Genomic DNA, 18,041 nt, shown 5'->3' with positions numbered 1-18,041 from the left:
ATGTTGATCAGGGGTTCACATGCAGGGCACAAAAATTCGACTCTTAACCGGCGGTTTGCTGATGATGGCAGCAGCCAGTTATGTGCAGGCAGATGCGCTCCAGCCAGACCCGGCCTGGCAACAAGGGACGTTGGCGAATGGTTTTCAGTGGCAAGTTTTAGCCACCCCGCAGCGTCCCAGCGACCGTATCGAAATCCGTCTGTCAGTGAATACCGGCTCCCTCACTGAAAGCACCCAGCAGACCGGCTTTAGCCATTTTATTCCTCGACTGGCGCTCACCCAGAGCGGCAGTTTGCAGGCGGTTCAGGTGCGTTCCCTTTGGCAACAGGCCATCGATCCGAAACGCCCGCTGCCTCCGGCTGTGGTCTCTTACGACTACACCATGTTTAACCTGAGCCTGCCGAACAACCGAAACGATCTGCTAAAAGAAGCGCTAACCTATCTCTCCGATGCCACCGGCAAGCTGGCGATTACGCCGGACACCGTGAATTACGCGCTCAGCAACAGCGATATGGTCGCGACCTGGCCTGTGGATACCAAAGAGGGCTGGTGGCGCTATCGCCTGAAAGGCTCAACGCTGCTCGGGCACGATCCGGCAGAGCCGCTGAAGCAGCCGGTGGACGTTGAGCAGGTCAACTCCTTCTACCAGAAATGGTACACCCCGGACGCAATGACGCTGATCGTGGTCGGCAACGTAGACAGCCGCGCGGTAGTTGAGCAGATCAACAAAGCGTTTGGCGACCTGAAAGGCAAGCGTGAGACGCCAGCCCCTGTACCGACGCTCTCTCCGCTGCGTGCAGAGCCCGTCAGCATCATGACGGACACCGTGCGCCAGGACCGTCTCTCCATGATGTGGGACACCGCATGGCAGCCTATCCGTGAATCAGCCGCGCTGCTGCGCTACTGGCGCGCCGATCTGGCGCGTGAGGCGCTGTTCTGGCACGTCCAGCAGACGCTGAGCAAAAATAACGTGAAGAATATCGGCCTGGGCTTTGACTGCCGCGTGCTGTTCCAGCGTGCGCAGTGCGCCATTAACGTTGAGTCGCCGAGCGATAAGCTGAATGCGAATCTTGGCGTGGTCGCGAAAGAGCTGGAAAAAGTGCGCAAAGATGGCCTCTCTGAAGAAGAGTTCAACGCGCTGGTGGCGCAGAAAAAACTCGAGCTGCAGAAGCTGTTTGCAACCTATGCCCGTGCCGATACGAACATTCTGATCAGCCAGCGCATTCGCTCCTTGCAAAACCAGGTTGTGGATATTGCACCCGAGCAGTATCAGAAGCTGCGTCAGGACTTCCTGAACGGTTTGACCGTCGAAATGTTGAATCAGGATTTACGTCAGCAGCTGTCGCAGGATATGGCGCTGATCCTTCTGCAGCCGAAAGGCGAACCGGAATATGACATGAAGGAGCTGCAGGCGACCTGGAATGGAATTATGGCGCCGGTATCTCAGGCAGCGCAGCCTGCGGTGGCAGATGATTTACACCAGGATGCGACGGATATTCCGCAGGGGCAGTAAGCCCCTCTCCCTGGCCCTCTCCCAGTGGGAGAGGGAACTACAAACACCCTCGCCCCTTTGGGGAGAGGCAGGGGTGAGGGGCAAAGCCCGTTAAGCAGGCATCGCCTCGCGCGGAATAATCGCCCCGCGATACTGGATCACGGTGCTGGCCGTCTGATGGCCGCGCAGGGCCGCGGCTTCAGGGGTTCCCCCCGTCAGGCGTACCGCCAGATAACCCGCGCTGAAGGAATCACCCGCCGCTGTGGTATCGATCACTTTCTCTTTCGCCAGCTTCACCGCCGGCACGTCAACGACGGCTTCGCCCGCAACGGCAACCAGGCAGGACTCTGCGCCACGCTTAACGACCACTTCACTGACGCCTGCGGCCTGAGTGCGCGCGATAACCTCATCAACCGGCTTCTCGCCCCACAGGGCATCTTCGTCGTCGAGCGTCAGGAACGCGATGTCGGTGCATTGCAGCATCTGCTGATACACCTGCTGCGTCTCTTCGCGGCTCGCCCACAGGCGTGGACGGTAGTTATTATCGAAAATCACCTTGCCGCCGTTGGCGCGGCACTCGCGCAGCAGCGACAGCAGCTTTTCGCGGCTCTCCGGACTTAAGATTGCGAGGCTGATGCCGCTCAGATAGAGATAGTCGAAGGTGGCCAGCTCTTCACAAATGGCGCCTGCGGCCTCGCTCTCCAGCCAGAATTTGGCGGCGGCTTCGTTACGCCAGTAGTAGAAGGTGCGCTCCCCGGTGCTGTCGGTTTCGATGTAGTACAGACCCGGCAGACGATTTTCCATGCGCTGGATCAGCGAGGTTTGAACGTTTTCACTCTGCCAGGCTTCCAGCATCTGCTGGCTGAAGCTATCCGTTCCCAGGGCGGTAACGTAGTTCACGGTAAGTGCCTCGGGGGCAACCTGACGGGCAATATAAACGGACGTGTTTAAGGTATCGCCACCAAAACCGCGGCTAACTTCCGCGCCTTTTTGTGACAGCTCAATCATGCATTCGCCAATCACGGCAATTTTTTTAGACATAGTCGTGAACCTGAACAGAGTAATTAACGGTAGTGTGCGCTGAGTGAATTATGTGGTCAACTATCTTAAAACATCGTTCCATTATTTTTTTTGAGCCAGCACGTGTTCCGGACAATTTCTGTCATCTTAATTTCAACTTCCCGGCGAATTGAACATAAAGTTCTCAATTGCTGCGCCGATAACCCAGTGACGAGTCCAGAAAGGCCATCCCCAACAACAGGACATCTGAAATGAAGTCAGAGCAGGTTATCCAGCGGCTGAACACTACGCCTGAGGCAAGTATTGAGAACTTGCAGGAGCATCGCTACTGGCTGCAGTGTGAGCGTGAATATACCTATCAGCCGATCTACCGAACGGACGGTCGACTGATGGCGATTGAAATTTTAACGGTCGTTACGCACCCTTCTAATCCTTCGCAGCGCATCGCGCCCGATCGCTATTTTGCCGAAGTTGCCGTTCGCCAGCGTCTGGACGTTCTGGAAGAACAGCTGCGCTTGCTGGCGACGAAACAGCCCTTTTTCGAGCAGCACAATATCCTTGCCTCGGTGAACGTGGATGGTCCGACCCTGCTGGCCTTGCGGCAGAACCCGAAACTGCAGGATTTGATCGCGACCCTGCCGTGGATGCGCTTTGAGCTGGTAGAACACGTCCGCTTACCGCAGGATTCGTCGTTTGCCTCAATGTGCGAATTTGGTCCGCTGTGGCTGGATGACTTTGGAACGGGCATGGCGAATTTCTCCGCGCTGAGTGAAGTGCGTTACGACTACATTAAAGTGGCGCGCGACCTGTTCATCATGCTGCGACAGACCCCGGAAGGACGGAATCTGTTCACGCTGCTGCTCCAGCTGATGAACCGCTATTGCCAGGGCGTCATCGTCGAAGGCGTTGAAACGCTGGAGGAGTGGCGCGATGTCCAAAACTCACCCGCAGCCGCCGCGCAAGGTTATTTCCTCTCCCGCCCGGTTCCGGTGAATACCCTGGAAACCGTGATAACCCACCTCTGATCTGCCCGCTTCCCTTTGTCTGGACTATAGTTTTATAGGCAAAGTCATCAGGAAAGGGGACGAAAATGACAAAAACAACCAGGGTTATCTCCTGGACAGCAGGGATTTTCTTGTTGTTGATCGCGATCGCTATCATCATTATCGCAACGTTCGACTGGAACCGACTCAAGCCGACCATCAACCAGAAAGTCTCGACCGAGCTAAATCGCCCCTTCGCGATCCGCGGCGATTTGGGCGTGGTCTGGGAACGCCAGAAAGAAGAAACGGGCTGGCGAAGCTGGGTTCCCTGGCCGCACGTTCATGCTGACGACATTGTTCTCGGCAACCCGCCGGACATCCCCGACGTCACGATGGTCCATCTGCCGCGCGTCGAAGCGACGCTGGCACCCTTAGCGCTGCTGACCAAAACGGTCTATCTGCCGTGGATCAAGCTCCAGAAGCCCGATGCGCGACTTATCCGCCTCTCTGAAAAAAACAATAACTGGACGTTTAACCTCGCCAGCGACGGCGAAAAAGATCCCAACGCACAGCCTTCATCATGGTCTTTCCGCCTCGACAACATTCTCTTCGATCGCGGGCGGATCGCCATTGACGATAAGGTCAGCAAGGCGGACGTGGAGATCCTGGTCGATCCGTTAGGAAAACCGCTGCCTTTCAGCGAAGTCACCGGCAGTAAAGCCAAAGGCGATAACGCTAAAGCCGGCGATTACGTGTTCGGCCTGACGGCGAAGGGGCGGTACAACGGCCAGCCGCTAACCGGCAAAGGGAAAATTGGCGGCATGTTGGCCCTGCGCAGCGAAGGCACGCCGTTCCCGGTGCAGGCGGATTTCCGCTCTGGCAACACCCGCGTGGCGTTCGTGGGCACGGTTAACGACCCGATGAACATGGGCGGCGTCGATCTGCAGCTGAAGTTTGCAGGCGACTCGCTGGGCGAACTGTACGATCTCACCGGCGTCCTCCTGCCGGATACGCCGCCGTTTGAAACGGACGGGCATCTGGTAGCGAAAATTGACACGCAGAAATCCTCGGTCTTTGACTACCGGGATTTCAACGGCCGTATTGGGGACAGCGATATTCATGGTTCGCTGACCTATTCCACCGGAAAACCGCGCCCGAAACTGGAAGGAGATGTGGAATCCCGACAGCTGAGGCTTGCCGATCTGGGGCCGCTGATTGGCGTCGATTCCGGGAAAGGCACGAAGTCAAAAGAGGTGAAAAAGGACGTACAGCCTTCGGGGAAAGTCCTGCCGTATGACCGCTTTGAAACCGACAAATGGGACGTGATGGACGCGGACGTTCGCTTCAAGGGGCGGAAGATTGAGCATGGCAGCACCTTGCCCATCAGCGACCTTTCAACGCACATCATCCTCAAAAACGCTGACCTGCGCCTGCAGCCGCTGAAGTTTGGCCTGGCGGGCGGGACAATCTCATCCAACATCCACCTTGAGGGCGACAAAAAGCCGATGCAGGGGCGGGCGGAGATCCAGGCGCGCAGGCTTAAGCTGAAAGAGCTGATGCCCAACGTCGAGCTGATGCAGAAAACGCTCGGTGAGATGAACGGCGATGCCGACATTCGCGGTACGGGTAATTCCGTGGCGGCGCTGCTGGGCAGCGGCAACGGCAACCTGAAGCTGCTGATGAACGACGGGCTGATCAGCCGAAATCTGATGGAGATCCTGGGGCTGAACGTCGGTAACTTCATCATCGGGCAAATCTTTGGCGATGATGAGGTTCGCGTGAACTGCGCGGCGGCGAACGTGGATCTTGTCAACGGCGTGGCGCGCCCGCAGATTTTCGCCTTTGACACGGAAAATGCGGTTATCAACGTGACCGGCACCGCCAGCATGGCCTCTGAGCAGCTGGATTTGACCATCGATCCGGAAAGTAAGGGGATTCGTATCATCACCCTGCGATCGCCGCTCTACGTGCGCGGCACCTTCAAAAATCCGCAGGCGGGCGTCAAGGCCGGGCCGCTGATTGCGCGCGGCGCAGTCGCCGCAGCCCTCGCCACGCTGGTGACGCCAGCCGCAGCGCTGCTGGCGCTGATCTCGCCGTCAGAAGGGGATGCTAATCAGTGCCGTAACATTCTTGCGCAGATGAAGAAGTAAGGTGCGGTCTGTTTTGCCGGGTGGCGGCTACGCCTTACCCGGCCTACGAGTCAAATGTAGGCCGGGTAAGCGCAGCGCCACCCGGCATAAGCTTACAGAGCCTGATGCTTCGTTTCGTGCGTCAGCAGCAGCGCAATCAGCGTCAGCGCGGCCATAGATGCCAGATAGACGCCCACATAGAACAGACCGTAGTTCGCCTGCAGCCAGGTGGCGATGTACGGCGCAACGGACGCGCCCAGAATAGACGAGACGTTGTAGGAGAACGACGCGCCGGTGTAACGCACTTCGGTCGGAAACAGCTCCGGCAGCAGCGCGCCCATCGGGCCGAACGTTAATCCCATCAGGCTCAGGCCAATCAGCAGATACGCCATCACCAGCGCAGGGCTGCCTGAACCCAGCAGCGGCGGGAACACGAACAGCGCAAACAGGATTATCAGCGAGGTGATAACAATCATGCTCGCGCGACGGCCATATTTATCCGCCAGCAGACCGGCAATCGGCACCATCACGCCAAACCCGATTACCGCCATCATCAGCATCCACAGCACTTCGTTACGCGGCAGGCCCAGGCCAACCGGCACCGCGGCGGTGCTGTACGTCATAGAGTAGACGGTCATGATGTAGAACAGTGTGTAGGTCGCCAGCATGATGAACGTGCCCAGAACGGTCACGCGGACGTGTTTGGTGAGCAGCGTGCCCAGCGGCACTTTAACCTGCTTTTTCGCCGCGGCGACTTTGGCAAACACCGGGGTTTCGTGCAGGGAAACACGCACATACAGGCCAATCAGCACCAGTACGGCTGAGAAGATAAACGGAATACGCCAGCCCCAGCTCATGAACTGTTCATCCGTCAGCAGCCAGGAGAGAAGCAGGAAGGTGCCGTTAGCGAAGAAGAAGCCAATCGGCGCGCCAAGCTGTGGGAAAGAACCGTACAGCGCACGCTTGCGCGCCGGGGCATTCTCGGTTGCCAGCAGCGCCGCGCCACCCCATTCACCGCCAAGACCCAGGCCCTGACCAAAGCGCGCCAGCGCCAGCAGCACGGGAGCCAGAATGCCGATGGTTTCGTAGGTCGGCAGCAGGCCGATCGCGACGGTGGAGATCCCCATGGTCAGCAGCGAAGCGACCAGCGTCACTTTACGACCGATGCGATCGCCAAAGTGACCAAACAGCGCTGAGCCAATCGGACGCGCAACGAACGCGATGGCAAAGGTTGCCAGCGACTGCAGCGTGGCCGCCGTCGGATCGCCCTGCGGGAAGAAGATATGCGGGAAGACGATGACCGCTGCGGTGGCGTAAATGTAAAAGTCGAAGAACTCAATGGCGGTGCCAATCAGCGATGCGACGACAACTTTGTTGCGTGAGTTTACCGGCGTTTGACCGGCCTCAGAGTCGAGTGTGGTGGCTGTTGCTTGCATAATATTTTCTTATTTTTTGACGAACGAACGGCCATATTAGGCATAGCAAAAGCGACATTTCAATCTGTAACAAAGTCGTAAGTTGGCGATAAAAGCAACAAAAAGGGGATAATTTTCAGGCCAGCCAAATCTCTTCCATGAAATGCTTCACAGTTTTTAAATATTAGAGAATAAAACTGGTTTTTGGTTAAATAAAAGTTACGGACTGGATTTATATGCTGAAATGATGAATCGGGCTGAAATTTTCAGCCCGATGGATGATTTAGCGGTGCGTTTTGCCCGGCATGCGCGGGTCATCTTTGTACTCGGCGGTGGCAATCCACGCGGCGCAGAACAGCGTCAGGCGGGCGAAGAAGTAGAAGAACGCCATCAGCCCCAGCACCGAACCAAACGCCGCGCCGGAAGGCGATTTCACCAGCGACGGCAGGGTGTAGGTCATCACAATTTTAATCACCTCAAAGCCGATCGCCGCAATCAGCGTTCCGCGGATCAGCGCCTTCTTGCGCGGGCGATGGCGGGGCAAGCGCCAGAAGATCCAGAAGAACAGCAGGTAGTTGGCAAAGATGGAGATTGCCAGCCCAATCCCGCGCCAGGCGGGCTTCAGCCATTCAATATAATCGAGATAGAGCGCAGAGATAATCATCTGCTGGGCAGAACCGGCGACGGAGGTAATCGAGAGCGTCACGATCAGCGCAATGAGCAGGCCGATCAGGGAGATAAAGTCGCGTAGATACTTAATCCAAATTTTTTCCTGATCCTGCGGCGTACGCTCCCAGACGTCGCGCGACTGGGCGCGGATCGCTTCGCGCAGGTTGCCCATCCAGTTGATTCCCGAGTACAGCGCAATCAATAACCCCACGATCCCAACGGTGGTACGCTGCTGCACGGCGGTATTGATGGTGCTTTTGAGTGTGGTGGCGAGCGTCGGGTCGCTGACGTTGGTCAGGATTTTATTGAAGATGTCCTGCAGCAGCGTCGGGTGCGACGCAAGCACGAAACCGGCGGCGGCAAATGACACCATCAGGATTGGAATCATCGACAGGAAAGAGAAATAGGTGATGGCCGCGCCAAACTGATTGCCCATGCGGTCATTAAAGCGCTCGGTGGCCCGTATCACATGCGCAATCATGGGGATCTGCTGAATCTTCTCTGCCATGCTGGTGACGGTCCCCAGCGCCCTGGTGGCAGTACCGGGTGATTTTGGCTCTTCAGGCTCGGTTTCCATCTTTTTGATGGGATCATAATCCAAATGTTGAGTTGGTCGTTGCGGGTTATTTTCCGGCGTCACGCGCGTTTTCCTTTTCGTTGAGCTGGAGGTTATTGAATTATAGCCTGCGGTTAATCCACGTAGGCTTTTGTGAGGTTGGTAAGCCACTCCATAAAGAGATGCACCCGGCGGGAAAGGTTACGGCGGTGGGGGTAAATCAGGGAAACCGGCATAGGTTCCGCCCGGTATTGCGGCAGAATTTCGATAAGTTTTTTCGCGCGCAGGGAGTCACGCACGCCGACGCGCGGTACCTGAATAATGCCCAGCCCGGCGATACAGGCTGCATGGTAGGTTTCTGTACTGTTTACCGTCAGTATCCCGCCCGTTTTCACCCACTGCGTTGCGCTGCCGTTATAAAATTCAAAGCCCTGCGGGCGGGTGCCCAGCGTGGCGGCGTAATGAATCACCGCATGGGAACCGAGATCGTCCAGCGTTTCCGGATAGCCAAAACGCGCAAGATAATCCGGGCTGGCGCAGTTGATCACCGAAAGCCGACCCAGCGGGCGCGCGATCAGCCCCGAATCCTTCAGCGTTCCCACGCGCACCACGCAGTCAAATCCTTCACGAATGACGTCCACCAGGCGGTCGCTGCTGCTCAGTTCGAGTTCAATCCCGGGATACTGCTGTAAAAACGCGGGCAGTTTGGGGATGACTAAATTTCGAGCAACGCCGACGGGCATATCCACGCGCAACCGTCCGCTGATGCTGGAAGGGTCGTGCTGGAACATCCCGTCGAGTTCGTCGAGGTTGGTCAGCAGGTCTTTTGCCCGTTCGTAATAGACCATTCCGTCCTGCGTCAGGCTGACGCGGCGCGTGGTGCGGTGTAGAAGCTGGGTTCCCAGGAGATTTTCAAGCGCCTGAATCTGACGCGAGACGCTGCCTTTTGGCAGGCTCAACGTCTCTGCCGCGCGGGAAAAACTTTCCAGCTCAGCGACGCGAATAAAAAGCTGCATTGCGTGAATTTTATCCATAGGCAAAGCTCATTGTTGTTATAAGCGAAACAGTGAAGCGCTCGGCACACCCTTTATTGATTTTCTATCACCTAATAAGCTCTTTCTCAATCTTCATAACAGCCGAAACGAGGTTTCTTATGTCTGAACGTATTGCATTAGTAACAGGTGGGAGCCGTGGCCTGGGTAAAAACGCGGTATTGAAGCTGGCAGCAGAGGGGACAGGAATCATCCTGACCTATAACAGCAGCCGGCAGGAGGCGCTCGACGTGGTGCGTCACGTTGAGGAAAAAGGCGTTAAGGCCGCCGCATTACAGCTTAACGTTAGGGATGTTGCCGGTTTTGAGGCGTTTGCCCTGCAAGTTCAGGAAATTCTGAAAACGGTCTGGCAGCGCGACAGGTTTGATTATTTATTAAACAACGCCGGGACGGGGTTGTATGCACCCTATACCGAGACAACGGAAGCGCAGTTTGACGATGCTCTTAACGTGCATTTCAAAGGACCCTTCTTCCTGACCCAACGTCTGCTGCCGCTGATAAACGACGGGGGCCGGATACTGAACGTCTCCAGCGGTCTGGCCCGCTTTACCCAGCCAGGCTCCGGCACTTACGCGGCGATGAAAGGGGCAATGGAAGTGCTGACCCGCTATCAGGCCAAAGAGCTTGGGGCGCGCGGGATTTCCGTCAACGTCATCGCGCCGGGCGCTATCGAAACGGATTTTGGCGGAGGTCGGGTGCGCGATAACGCCGAGCTGAATCAGATGCTGGCTTCGCAAACTGCGCTGGGGCGCGTGGGCTTACCGGACGACATTGGCGATGCAATTGCGGCGCTGCTTAGCGATAGGCTGGGATGGATGACCGCGCAACGCATTGAAGTATCGGGCGGTATGTTCCTGTAAGGTCTTATCTTAAGGGGAGGGAACCCTTTAAGGATATCCTTAAAAAGAATGTTTCTAAATACTGGCATATTTAAAGATCGCGGCTGGATTTGTAACCTTCCCATTCATTGAGTTTTTTCTCAAATTATGCCTCGGTAGAATCCCCCTTCGCTGTTCTCAGAGGGGAAAATAATATGCGAGTAATCATGTTTGACAGGCAGTCATTATTTATTCATGGAGCGAAACACAGTCTGCAGAAGTTGATTCCGGGAATAAATATGACAGGGACCTGTCAGACAGATGAATTATGGGCGTCGCTGGCAGCCTCACCCACAGCCATTGTCATGATTGATGGGAATTTAATTCAGGATGACGGCATCGCTTTTCTGAACGACATAATGGCCCGCTATCCGGCCAGTCGCGTGATAATGGTGCTGTCTAAACGAGAAGCCCAATGGGCCGAGCAGCTGCTGCAGAACAACATAATGGCGATTATTCCCCGCAATGCAAATCCTGAACGGTTTTCCGCCGTGCTGGATTCGGTCTCAAGAGGGATGGTCTGTTTTCCCGGGGAGTGGATCAGCCAACCGCCGTCGCAGCAGGCCGTATTATCGTTAAGCGAACGTCAGCGAGAAGTGCTGAAACTGCTGGCCGCCGGTGAATCGAACAAGGAAATTAGCCGCAGCCTGAATATCAGCGCGGCGACGGTAAAAGCGCATCTGGAAGCACTCTTCCGCCGTCTGGAGGTTAAAAACCGAACCCAGGCAGCTATGTACTATACCCGGGTGATAGCCTGAAGGATCTCGTGCGAAAGGGATGAGATGTCACCCGCACCAAATATCAGCATAACCACGGTGTCGTGCTGCTGTGGGGTTAATGGTCGCGTACCGTTTTCCCGCAGCAGCGTCTCGCATAATTCAAGGTCGTCGAAGAGTAAATATTCGGCCTGGAGGGGCGTTATAAGTTTGGGGAAATGTTCCCACTCGCGGATAACGTGACCATATCCAATAACCCATAATCCCTTATTATCACAATACTTTTCCAGGGATAAACCCTGCTGTTTCTTAATTAATGTGATGGCAGAAGACGATATCTTCAGCGGATAACCTTTCATATTCGTTTCCTCTTAATAGCGATACTCTACTGGAAACGAAACATCGGATATATCCGCCAAATGGCTATCGATCGGCGGTTAAGGGGTACTCGTGTTTCAACAAACCAAACAGCCAGTCATTGTGCCAGCGTCCGCCAAGGTAATAGCTTTCGCGTAGCTCACCTTCCCGTTGAAAGCCGGTTTTTTCCAGCAGGCGTCTTGAGGCACTATTTCCGGCCGTTACGGTGGCGCTTAGCCGACGTATTTTGCCTTCGGTAAAGGCAAATGTGCAGAGCGCCTGCAGGGATTCAAAGCCATAGCCTTTACCCTGCGCGGAGGGGGCGAAGAGAAATCCGACTTCGGCACAGGCTTCCTCGCGCTGAATGTAACCCGTCACCCCCAGCGGCGTTTGCGTGGCAGCGTCGCGGACGACGAGACAAAGCCAGTGCGCGCTGCCGGGCGTCCAGGGTGCCAGACGGGAATCAAACGCATCACGGATCGCCGATACAGGGCGATTATCTGCAACAAAACGCATTACCTCCGGGTTCTGCTGGAGCGCAAGGAAGAAAGGCCAATCCTGCTCCTGCAGCGGCGTACAGGTAAGACGTGCGGTGGTGAAGGCTGGCATTAAGATTCTCCTGAGGCTTTTGTCATGATTATAAGGTTGTCACTTTATTTCAACAGAAAGTCAGGTATGTTTATAACCTCGTATAAATAAAAAGAAAAACCACTCTTGCGTGGTCAGTTTTGATGTATTCGTTGTCTCTCAAGGAAAACAATGACTCTCAGCACATCACATCATATCCGCGAGCAGTTCGAACACTGCCTGGCCGTCATTCGTCAGGCCTCTGTCGAAATCCTGCTTCTCCTGAATGTGCATGTTTCGGAAGGCAAAGATCCGCGCTGGTTTCTGGAGCAGCTGGACACTGCCCGTTTAGGAATGGGCGGATGGGGAGCCGTTGCGAAGCAGCTCAACCTGAATGACGCTGAGATGTCAGACTTCACGCTGCAGCTGCGCCTGCTGCAGCAGCGTGTGCCGCAGTATGAAAGCGGCCAGGATGTCAGTGAAAACCAGCTTATTGCCGCTATGCGCTTTGTCACCGCCCTGGAGCACCTGCGCCTGCAGCAGCCTCTCCTGACCTATAGCACCGAATTGACGCCCGGCAACGAGATCCAACAGCAGCAGGCGCACAAGCAGGTGCGGGCGATCGAGCTGATGATAAAGGGGCTGATTCAGCAGGCGTGGCCCGATCAGGTGCGGCTGAGTAATCACCTTAAGACGTTGTTTAACGCCGACCGCGTGCGTCGCTGGCTGAAGCTTGGCGAAATCAACGATATCCTGAGCGGCATGATGTTCAGCGAGCTGGCGCAGCTGCTGGTGGATAAAAAAGAATTCAGTCGCTACTACGCCTCACAGTTTAACGATCCGGCCATGCTGACGCTCCTGGTTGAACCGCGCAAAACGCTGCAAACCTTCCTTGATGACATCCGCAAGATACGCAACTGCATTACCGTGCAGCAGACGCTCAGCTCGGCGCAAATCCAGCTGCTCGATAACTACTATTCACAAATCACTCGCCCCGTTCAGCGTGCGTTTGAAGAGGGAAGGACGCGCATCAATCCGGCCGGGATAATGGCGGTCGATGCCAGCGAGCTGCACGCCTTCTGGGAAAAGGCGCAGAAAATGGATCGGGTAACCGGAGGCGATCTGTTTGAGGTTCGCGACACGATTGAAAAGCCTGCCCAGCGCGCACCGCGAACGCCTGAACAGCGTGAGCAGCTCATCTCCAGCATGCTTTGGGTGGCGGTGGGCGTGATGGTCATCGCGATTGTCGTCGGTGGATTTTGGCTGGTGACCAGCGATAAACCTCAGGCCGTCGCCGCAAAGGCTGTAGAAGCCGCGCAGCCGGAAGAGATGCGCGAAGCGCCGTCCTCGCGTGAAACCTTGACGCGCATGGGCGTCACCTGGGACGAAAATAATTTCCGTTCGGCCATCAACCGTAACGATACCCGCGTGGCGCTGCTGTTTTTGCAGGGGGGGATGGACTGGAAGCTCTCATGGACAGAAGAGGCGATGTCGGCAGGCCATGACGCTGTGCTGGAGCTGATCTTGCGCTATCGCAGCAGCATGGTGGAAGAAAAGCCGTGCCGCCGCTTTATCAACACGCTCAGCCACGCCATGGCCAACGGCGAATCTCTGACCTCAATGCGTAAGCAGTATTTGAAGGCCTTTTGCACGGTGCCGGCGGTGGTGAAGCGCCAGCAGCACGACGCCGATATGGCCACGCGCCGCGCCAAATCGCAGCCGGATGCGACCACAAAAAAATGGCAGTCCATTCAGACCGCCATTTATGAGGTGATTCGCTAAATTTTTTTCCCCCCTCACCCCAGCCCTCTCCCCAAAGGGGCGAGGGAGATAAAGAGCGCACCGTGCAGTCCCCTCTCCCCTCTGGGGAGAGGGTTAGGGTGAGGGGACCAGTCCGCACTCCCCTCAAGGCTCCCCATACAGCCCAATCAGCCGACGCACCACGCCGTTGGTCCAGCCGAAGCCATCCTGCAGCGGGTATTCACCCCCGCCGCCTTCGCGCGGCGTGCTGCTGGCGATATGGTACTTCTCAATCAGCTTGTGGTGCGTTTTGTAGAAATGATTAACCGTCTGCAGCCAGCTCCAGGCGATCTCATCCCCCAGCGAATCGTTGCCGTACTGTTTGAACCCCTGGATCGCCATCCACTGCAGCGGCGCCCAGCCGTTGGGTTTATCCCACTGCTCACCGGTTTCGTGCTCCGTAGCCAGGATACCGCCCGGCGTCAGCAGGCGGGCTTTCACCGCGTCAGACAGGCGCTCGGCCTGCTCGTGCGTCGCCATGCCAACGTACAGCGGAACAATGCTGGCGGCAGAAAACAGCGCCATCTCTTCGCGTCGCCAGTCGTAATCGCGATAACAGCCGTTCTCGTCATCCCACAGATAGCGGTTCACCGCCGCGCGGCGGTCGCTCGCTTTCTGACGGAACTCCTCGGCAACCTCTTTATCCCCTTTGGACGCGGAGATATTGGCGATCGCGCTTTCCAGCTTGAACAGGAAGGCGTTCAAATCGATAGGAATAAACTGCGTGGTGCGGATACTGGCGAGCCGCGAGGGATCGCGCAGCCAGCGGGACGAGTAATCCCAGCCGGAGGCCGCACCGGCCCGCAGATCGCGATATACCTCATTGGGCGGGCGCCCGGAGTGGCGAGCGGTTTCCACATCCTCAATCCAGGACTCGTCGCGCGGCGTATCACGGTCGTCCCAGTAGCGGTTGAGCAATGAGCCGTCCGGCATACGCACGGCGCTACGGTAGGCCTGGTTGAGCAGCAGCGACTCCGCGCCGTCCATCCAGAACGCGTATTCCATCTTGAGGTGATCCAGATAGCGTTTCGCACCGCGCACGCCGTCTTCCTCGAACAGCTCGACCATCAGGGCAAAGACCGGCGGCTGGGAGCGGCTGAGATAGTAGGTGCGGTTGCCGTTCGGAATATGGCCGTAGCGCTCAATCAGCCAGGCGAAGTTGTCCGCCATACACTTCAGCAGATCGTTGCGCCCGCTCTCCGCCAGCCCCAGCATCGAGAAGTACGAGTCCCAGTAGTAGGTCTCGCTGAATCGTCCGCCCGGCACAATATACGCCTGCGGCAGCGCCAGCAGAGAGGACCAGGGAATATGATCCTGCGGCTCGCGGGTGAGAACCGGCCACAGGTTATCGATGTGCTCTTTCAGTGACAGACCGGGGTCTGAAACATACTCTTTGCTGTAGTCTTCCGGCAGCCAGAAGTGGTTCTCTACGAAGCGCGCCAGATCGAAATCGCGGTGGCGTCGCACTTTGCGGTAGCGGATGAGGATATCCAGCGGGTCCATTTTCGGCGCGCAGTCGGGGAAGGTTTTGCTGTCCGCAAACAGCCGCGACGACTGCACGTGCTCAAACAGTTCAAGATAGCGGTCTGCGGGCGTCAGCGCATCCGACGCGGGCAGGCCCTCAATCATTTCTGGTTCCGGCTCCGCCTCGATCATCTCATCCAGTTTTAACTCGCAGGGATCGGTCTCGTAGCGCAGCTCTTCTGCAATCTCGAATTCGATGTTCTCGGCAGCCTGTAGTTTCTGGTTGAACATAATGATAAAGACCTCCGGGTATGTGTTCTCAAAGACAGGTTTTTCCGGGCGTCTTATAAGCGTAGACATTCGCTTCGGTAGTTGTGGAGGGATATGTGCGGTGGATCACGATTTTCGGAGCATTCGTTTTGCAACGATTTATGTATGTGAATAAAAAATGCCCCTCTTCAGAGGGGCATCAGGACTAGCGCATGGTCACAAACTCTTCCGCCGCAGTAGGGTGGATAGCCACGGTGTTATCGAAGTCTTTCTTCGTCGCGCCCATCTTCAGCGCCACCGCAAAGCCCTGCAGGATCTCGTCCATGCCGAAGCCAATGCCGTGGATACCCACAATCTTCTCTTCCGGGCCTACGCACACCAGCTTCATGCGGCACGGCTGACGGTGAGAAGTCACGGCGGTATACATCGCGGTGAACGCGGATTTGTACACTTTCACCTGGTCGTCGCCGTACTGCTCGCGCGCCTGAGGCTCGGTTAAGCCGACGGTGCCGATTGGCGGGTGGCTGAAGACCACGGTTGGGATCAGGTTGTAGTCCAGATGTTCGTCCGGCTTGTTGTTAAACAGGCGCTCGGAGAGACGACGGCCCGCTGCAACGGCCACTGGCGTCAGCTCAACCGCACCTGTGTTATCGCCTACGGCGTAAATGCCCGGCACGCTGGTGTTCTGGAACTTATCGACAACGATATAGCCTTTGTCATTGGTTTTAACACCCGTAACGGCCAAGTTGAAGTTGTCGTTCGCCGGTTCACGACCGATCGCCCAGATCAGGCAATCGACGGTCTGGCTACGGCCATCTTCCAGCGCCAGCGTCAGGCTGCCGTCCGCGTTTTTCACAACGTCTTTCGGCACGGCGTTGGTGTGCAGGGTTGGACCTTCAGCGTTCATCACCTCTACCAGCGTGTCCACGATCAGCGGGTCAAAGCTGCGCAGCGGCGCGTGTTTACGCACGAACAGGTGCGCTTCCGCACCCAGGCCGTTAATCACGCCGGCCAGCTCAACCGCGATATAGCCCGCGCCCACAATGGCAACGCGCTCAGGCAGGGCAGGCAGCTCGAAGAACCCGTCGGAGTCGATACCGTATTCCGCGCCCGGAATGTTCGGGTGGCTCGGACGGCCGCCGGTGGCGATCAGGATGTGATCGGCGGTGATCGTCTCGCCGTTCACTTCGATCGTCTTCGCATCCACGAAACGGGCGAAGCCGCGGATCACGTCAACGTTGTTCTTGCCCAGCACGTTATCGTACGAGGTGTGAATACGGTCGATGTAGGCGGTACGGCTGGCGATCAGCTTGTCCCAGTCAAAGTGATTGATGGTGGTGTCAAAGCCGTAGTCCGGGCCGTACATATGAATCGCTTCGCGGATTTGCGCCGCGTGCCACATCACCTTTTTCGGTACACAACCCACGTTCACGCAGGTGCCGCCAAGTTCTTTGGCTTCAATCAGCGCACACTTCTGGCCGTACATGGCCGCACGGTTGATGGAGGCGATGCCGCCGCTGCCGCCGCCGATTGCGATGTAGTCATAATGCTTAGTCATAGCTTTTGTCCTTAATCGTGAATTGCCGCGATTGTATACCTGAAATCAATAGGTTCCACCAATGCCTGCGATTACTCCGGCACGATCCAACTGACGGTCGCGTGGCCCGTACCGGCAGGCACCAGCGTTTTGTGCAGCCACGGCAGAACGTTGTTCATCTGCGCTTCGAGCTTCCACGGCGGATTGATCACAATCATGCCGGAGGCGGTCATGCCGCGCTGATCGCTGTCCGGACGTACCGCCAGCTCAATCTGCAGAATTTTGCGGATGCCGGTCGCTTCCAGGTCTTTGATCATGCGTTTGATTTGCGCGCGCAGCACCACCGGATACCACAGCGCATACGTGCCGGTGGCAAAGCGTTTGTAGCCCTCGTTGATGCCGGTCACTACCGCCTGATAGTCGGTTTTGATTTCGTACGGCGGGTCGATCAGCACCAGGCCACGACGGGAAACCGGCGGCAGCTTGGCTTTCAGCTGCTGATAGCCGTCGGATTTTTCCACGCGGGCGCGACTGTCTTTCTGGAATTCAGAACGCAGCAGGGGAAAATCGCTCGGGTGCAGCTCGGTCAGCTGCAGGCTGTCCTGCTCGCGCAGCAGCTGGCGGGCAATCAGCGGGGAGCCAGGGTAGTAGCGCAGCTGGCCGCTGCGGTTGAAGTGATTCACTACGCCAATGTACGGCTCCAGCTCGGCAGGCAGATCGTCCTGCTGCCAGATGCGGGCGATACCCTCAAGGTATTCACCGGTGCGCTCGGCATGTTCACCGCTCAGCTGATAACGACCCGCGCCCGCGTGGGTGTCCAGGTAGAGAAACGGCTTATCTTTCTCTTTCAGCGCTTCGATGATCAGGCTCTGAACGGTGTGTTTAAGGACGTCGGCGTGGTTGCCAGCGTGGAAGCTGTGGCGATAACTGAGCATGGGTAATGATATTCCGCTGAAAATGACGATTTGCCACAGTTTACAGCAGAACGGCACAGATTACCCGTAGGCCCGGTAAGCGCAGCGCCACCGGGCGTTTTTCGACAACCTCCGGCATTGAAATCCTCTACACTTAACCCCATTACAGAAAACAATATGCACAGCGCCGGATGCGCGCTTCATTCACCTATTTCAACAGGA

15 protein-coding genes are annotated in these 18,041 nt (G+C 56.6%); 6 read left to right on the top strand and 9 right to left on the bottom strand.

The features are described from left to right. Window positions 1-19: 19 nt before the first annotated feature. Window positions 20-1,513: a M16 family metallopeptidase gene (locus tag E0L20_RS18480; RefSeq protein WP_131635222.1), complete on the top strand. Its 1,494-nt coding sequence runs from the start codon at window positions 20-22 to the stop codon at window positions 1,511-1,513. Window positions 1,514-1,603: 90 nt separating this feature from the next. Here E0L20_RS18480 and kdgK read toward each other — a convergent pair whose 3' ends face one another. After that, window positions 1,604-2,533 carry a 2-dehydro-3-deoxygluconokinase gene (kdgK, locus tag E0L20_RS18475; RefSeq protein ID WP_131635221.1) on the bottom strand — a complete coding sequence of 310 codons (930 nt, stop codon included), beginning with the start codon at window positions 2,531-2,533 and terminating at the stop codon, window positions 1,604-1,606. A 230-nt stretch (window positions 2,534-2,763) separates the two neighbouring features. Between kdgK and pdeH the strand changes: the two genes are divergently transcribed. Together pdeH and E0L20_RS18465 are read left to right on the top strand one after the other, a co-directional pair. Then, complete coding sequence (gene pdeH / locus E0L20_RS18470; protein ID WP_131635220.1) at window positions 2,764-3,537, top strand: cyclic-guanylate-specific phosphodiesterase; 774 nt, start codon at window positions 2,764-2,766, stop codon at window positions 3,535-3,537. A gap of 65 nt (window positions 3,538-3,602) precedes the next feature. Further along, complete coding sequence (locus E0L20_RS18465) at window positions 3,603-5,645, top strand: AsmA family protein (RefSeq protein WP_131635219.1); 2,043 nt, start codon at window positions 3,603-3,605, stop codon at window positions 5,643-5,645. A gap of 92 nt (window positions 5,646-5,737) precedes the next feature. Here the strand turns inward: E0L20_RS18465 and E0L20_RS18460 are convergent, their stop codons facing one another. The 3 genes from E0L20_RS18460 to E0L20_RS18450 form a co-directional block, all read right to left on the bottom strand. Continuing rightward, the gene (locus E0L20_RS18460) at window positions 5,738-7,060 is read right to left on the bottom strand and encodes an MFS transporter (protein WP_131635218.1); all 1,323 of its coding nucleotides are present in this window, start codon (window positions 7,058-7,060) and stop codon (window positions 5,738-5,740) included. A gap of 262 nt (window positions 7,061-7,322) precedes the next feature. Further along, entirely contained in the window at window positions 7,323-8,348 is a 1,026-nt protein-coding gene (gene yhjD / locus E0L20_RS18455; protein WP_131635217.1) for an inner membrane protein YhjD, read from the bottom strand. 50 nt (window positions 8,349-8,398) lie between these two features. After that, window positions 8,399-9,298 (bottom strand): LysR family transcriptional regulator, encoded by a 900-nt coding sequence (locus E0L20_RS18450; protein WP_131635216.1) that lies wholly within the window; start codon window positions 9,296-9,298, stop codon window positions 8,399-8,401. Between the two features lie 119 nt (window positions 9,299-9,417). On the opposite strand from E0L20_RS18450, the gene E0L20_RS18445 reads away from it, so the two are divergent. Next, the gene (locus E0L20_RS18445; RefSeq protein ID WP_131635215.1) at window positions 9,418-10,176 is read left to right on the top strand and encodes an SDR family NAD(P)-dependent oxidoreductase; all 759 of its coding nucleotides are present in this window, start codon (window positions 9,418-9,420) and stop codon (window positions 10,174-10,176) included. 173 nt (window positions 10,177-10,349) lie between these two features. Further along, window positions 10,350-10,952, top strand: coding sequence for a response regulator transcription factor (locus tag E0L20_RS18440; protein WP_131635214.1), 603 nt, complete (start codon window positions 10,350-10,352; stop codon window positions 10,950-10,952). Here the strand turns inward: E0L20_RS18440 and E0L20_RS18435 are convergent. Further along, entirely contained in the window at window positions 10,931-11,269 is a 339-nt protein-coding gene (locus tag E0L20_RS18435) for a glycoside hydrolase family protein (RefSeq protein ID WP_131635213.1), read from the bottom strand. The genes E0L20_RS18440 and E0L20_RS18435 overlap by 22 nt on opposite strands. 64 nt (window positions 11,270-11,333) lie before the next feature. Further along, entirely contained in the window at window positions 11,334-11,876 is a 543-nt protein-coding gene (locus E0L20_RS18430; protein WP_131635212.1) for a GNAT family N-acetyltransferase, read from the bottom strand. Window positions 11,877-12,026: 150 nt separating this feature from the next. Between E0L20_RS18430 and E0L20_RS18425 the strand changes: the two genes are divergently transcribed. Further along, window positions 12,027-13,616 carry an STY4199 family HEPN domain-containing protein gene (locus E0L20_RS18425; RefSeq protein WP_131635211.1) on the top strand — a complete coding sequence of 530 codons (1,590 nt, stop codon included), beginning with the start codon at window positions 12,027-12,029 and terminating at the stop codon, window positions 13,614-13,616. A 123-nt stretch (window positions 13,617-13,739) separates the two neighbouring features. Here E0L20_RS18425 and E0L20_RS18420 read toward each other — a convergent pair whose 3' ends face one another. The 3 genes from E0L20_RS18420 to E0L20_RS18410 all read right to left on the bottom strand — a co-directional run bounded on the left by E0L20_RS18420 (window position 13,740) and on the right by E0L20_RS18410 (window position 17,840). Beyond that, window positions 13,740-15,389, bottom strand: coding sequence for an alpha,alpha-trehalase (locus E0L20_RS18420; protein WP_131635210.1), 1,650 nt, complete (start codon window positions 15,387-15,389; stop codon window positions 13,740-13,742). Window positions 15,390-15,573: 184 nt separating this feature from the next. Beyond that, window positions 15,574-16,926 carry a glutathione-disulfide reductase gene (gene gorA, locus E0L20_RS18415; protein ID WP_131635209.1) on the bottom strand — a complete coding sequence of 451 codons (1,353 nt, stop codon included), beginning with the start codon at window positions 16,924-16,926 and terminating at the stop codon, window positions 15,574-15,576. Between the two features lie 71 nt (window positions 16,927-16,997). After that, window positions 16,998-17,840, bottom strand: coding sequence for a 23S rRNA (adenine(2030)-N(6))-methyltransferase RlmJ (locus E0L20_RS18410; RefSeq protein ID WP_131635208.1), 843 nt, complete (start codon window positions 17,838-17,840; stop codon window positions 16,998-17,000). Window positions 17,841-18,041: the final 201 nt, after the last annotated feature.

The sequence above is a fragment of the Enterobacter wuhouensis genome (assembly GCF_004331265.1).
Lineage (GTDB): Bacteria > Pseudomonadota > Gammaproteobacteria > Enterobacterales > Enterobacteriaceae > Enterobacter > Enterobacter wuhouensis.
This window is presented reverse-complemented; position numbering and strand designations above follow the sequence as displayed.

What these genes read in the sequence shown, in the direction of transcription:
- E0L20_RS18445 (WP_131635215.1), top strand. Translation starts at nt 9,418, where the DNA reads ATGTCTGAACGTATTGCATTAGTAACAGGTGGGAGCCGTGGCCTGGGT.
- kdgK (WP_131635221.1), bottom strand. Translation starts at nt 2,533, where the DNA reads ATGTCTAAAAAAATTGCCGTGATTGGCGAATGCATGATTGAGCTGTCA.
- E0L20_RS18450 (WP_131635216.1), bottom strand. Translation starts at nt 9,298, where the DNA reads ATGGATAAAATTCACGCAATGCAGCTTTTTATTCGCGTCGCTGAGCTG.
- E0L20_RS18435 (WP_131635213.1), bottom strand. Translation starts at nt 11,269, where the DNA reads ATGAAAGGTTATCCGCTGAAGATATCGTCTTCTGCCATCACATTAATT.
- pdeH (WP_131635220.1), top strand. Translation starts at nt 2,764, where the DNA reads ATGAAGTCAGAGCAGGTTATCCAGCGGCTGAACACTACGCCTGAGGCA.
- gorA (WP_131635209.1), bottom strand. Translation starts at nt 16,926, where the DNA reads ATGACTAAGCATTATGACTACATCGCAATCGGCGGCGGCAGCGGCGGC.
- E0L20_RS18410 (WP_131635208.1), bottom strand. Translation starts at nt 17,840, where the DNA reads ATGCTCAGTTATCGCCACAGCTTCCACGCTGGCAACCACGCCGACGTC.
- E0L20_RS18460 (WP_131635218.1), bottom strand. Translation starts at nt 7,060, where the DNA reads ATGCAAGCAACAGCCACCACACTCGACTCTGAGGCCGGTCAAACGCCG.
- E0L20_RS18430 (WP_131635212.1), bottom strand. Translation starts at nt 11,876, where the DNA reads ATGCCAGCCTTCACCACCGCACGTCTTACCTGTACGCCGCTGCAGGAG.
- E0L20_RS18440 (WP_131635214.1), top strand. Translation starts at nt 10,350, where the DNA reads ATGCGAGTAATCATGTTTGACAGGCAGTCATTATTTATTCATGGAGCG.
- E0L20_RS18425 (WP_131635211.1), top strand. Translation starts at nt 12,027, where the DNA reads ATGACTCTCAGCACATCACATCATATCCGCGAGCAGTTCGAACACTGC.
- E0L20_RS18420 (WP_131635210.1), bottom strand. Translation starts at nt 15,389, where the DNA reads ATGTTCAACCAGAAACTACAGGCTGCCGAGAACATCGAATTCGAGATT.
- E0L20_RS18465 (WP_131635219.1), top strand. Translation starts at nt 3,603, where the DNA reads ATGACAAAAACAACCAGGGTTATCTCCTGGACAGCAGGGATTTTCTTG.
- E0L20_RS18480 (WP_131635222.1), top strand. Translation starts at nt 20, where the DNA reads ATGCAGGGCACAAAAATTCGACTCTTAACCGGCGGTTTGCTGATGATG.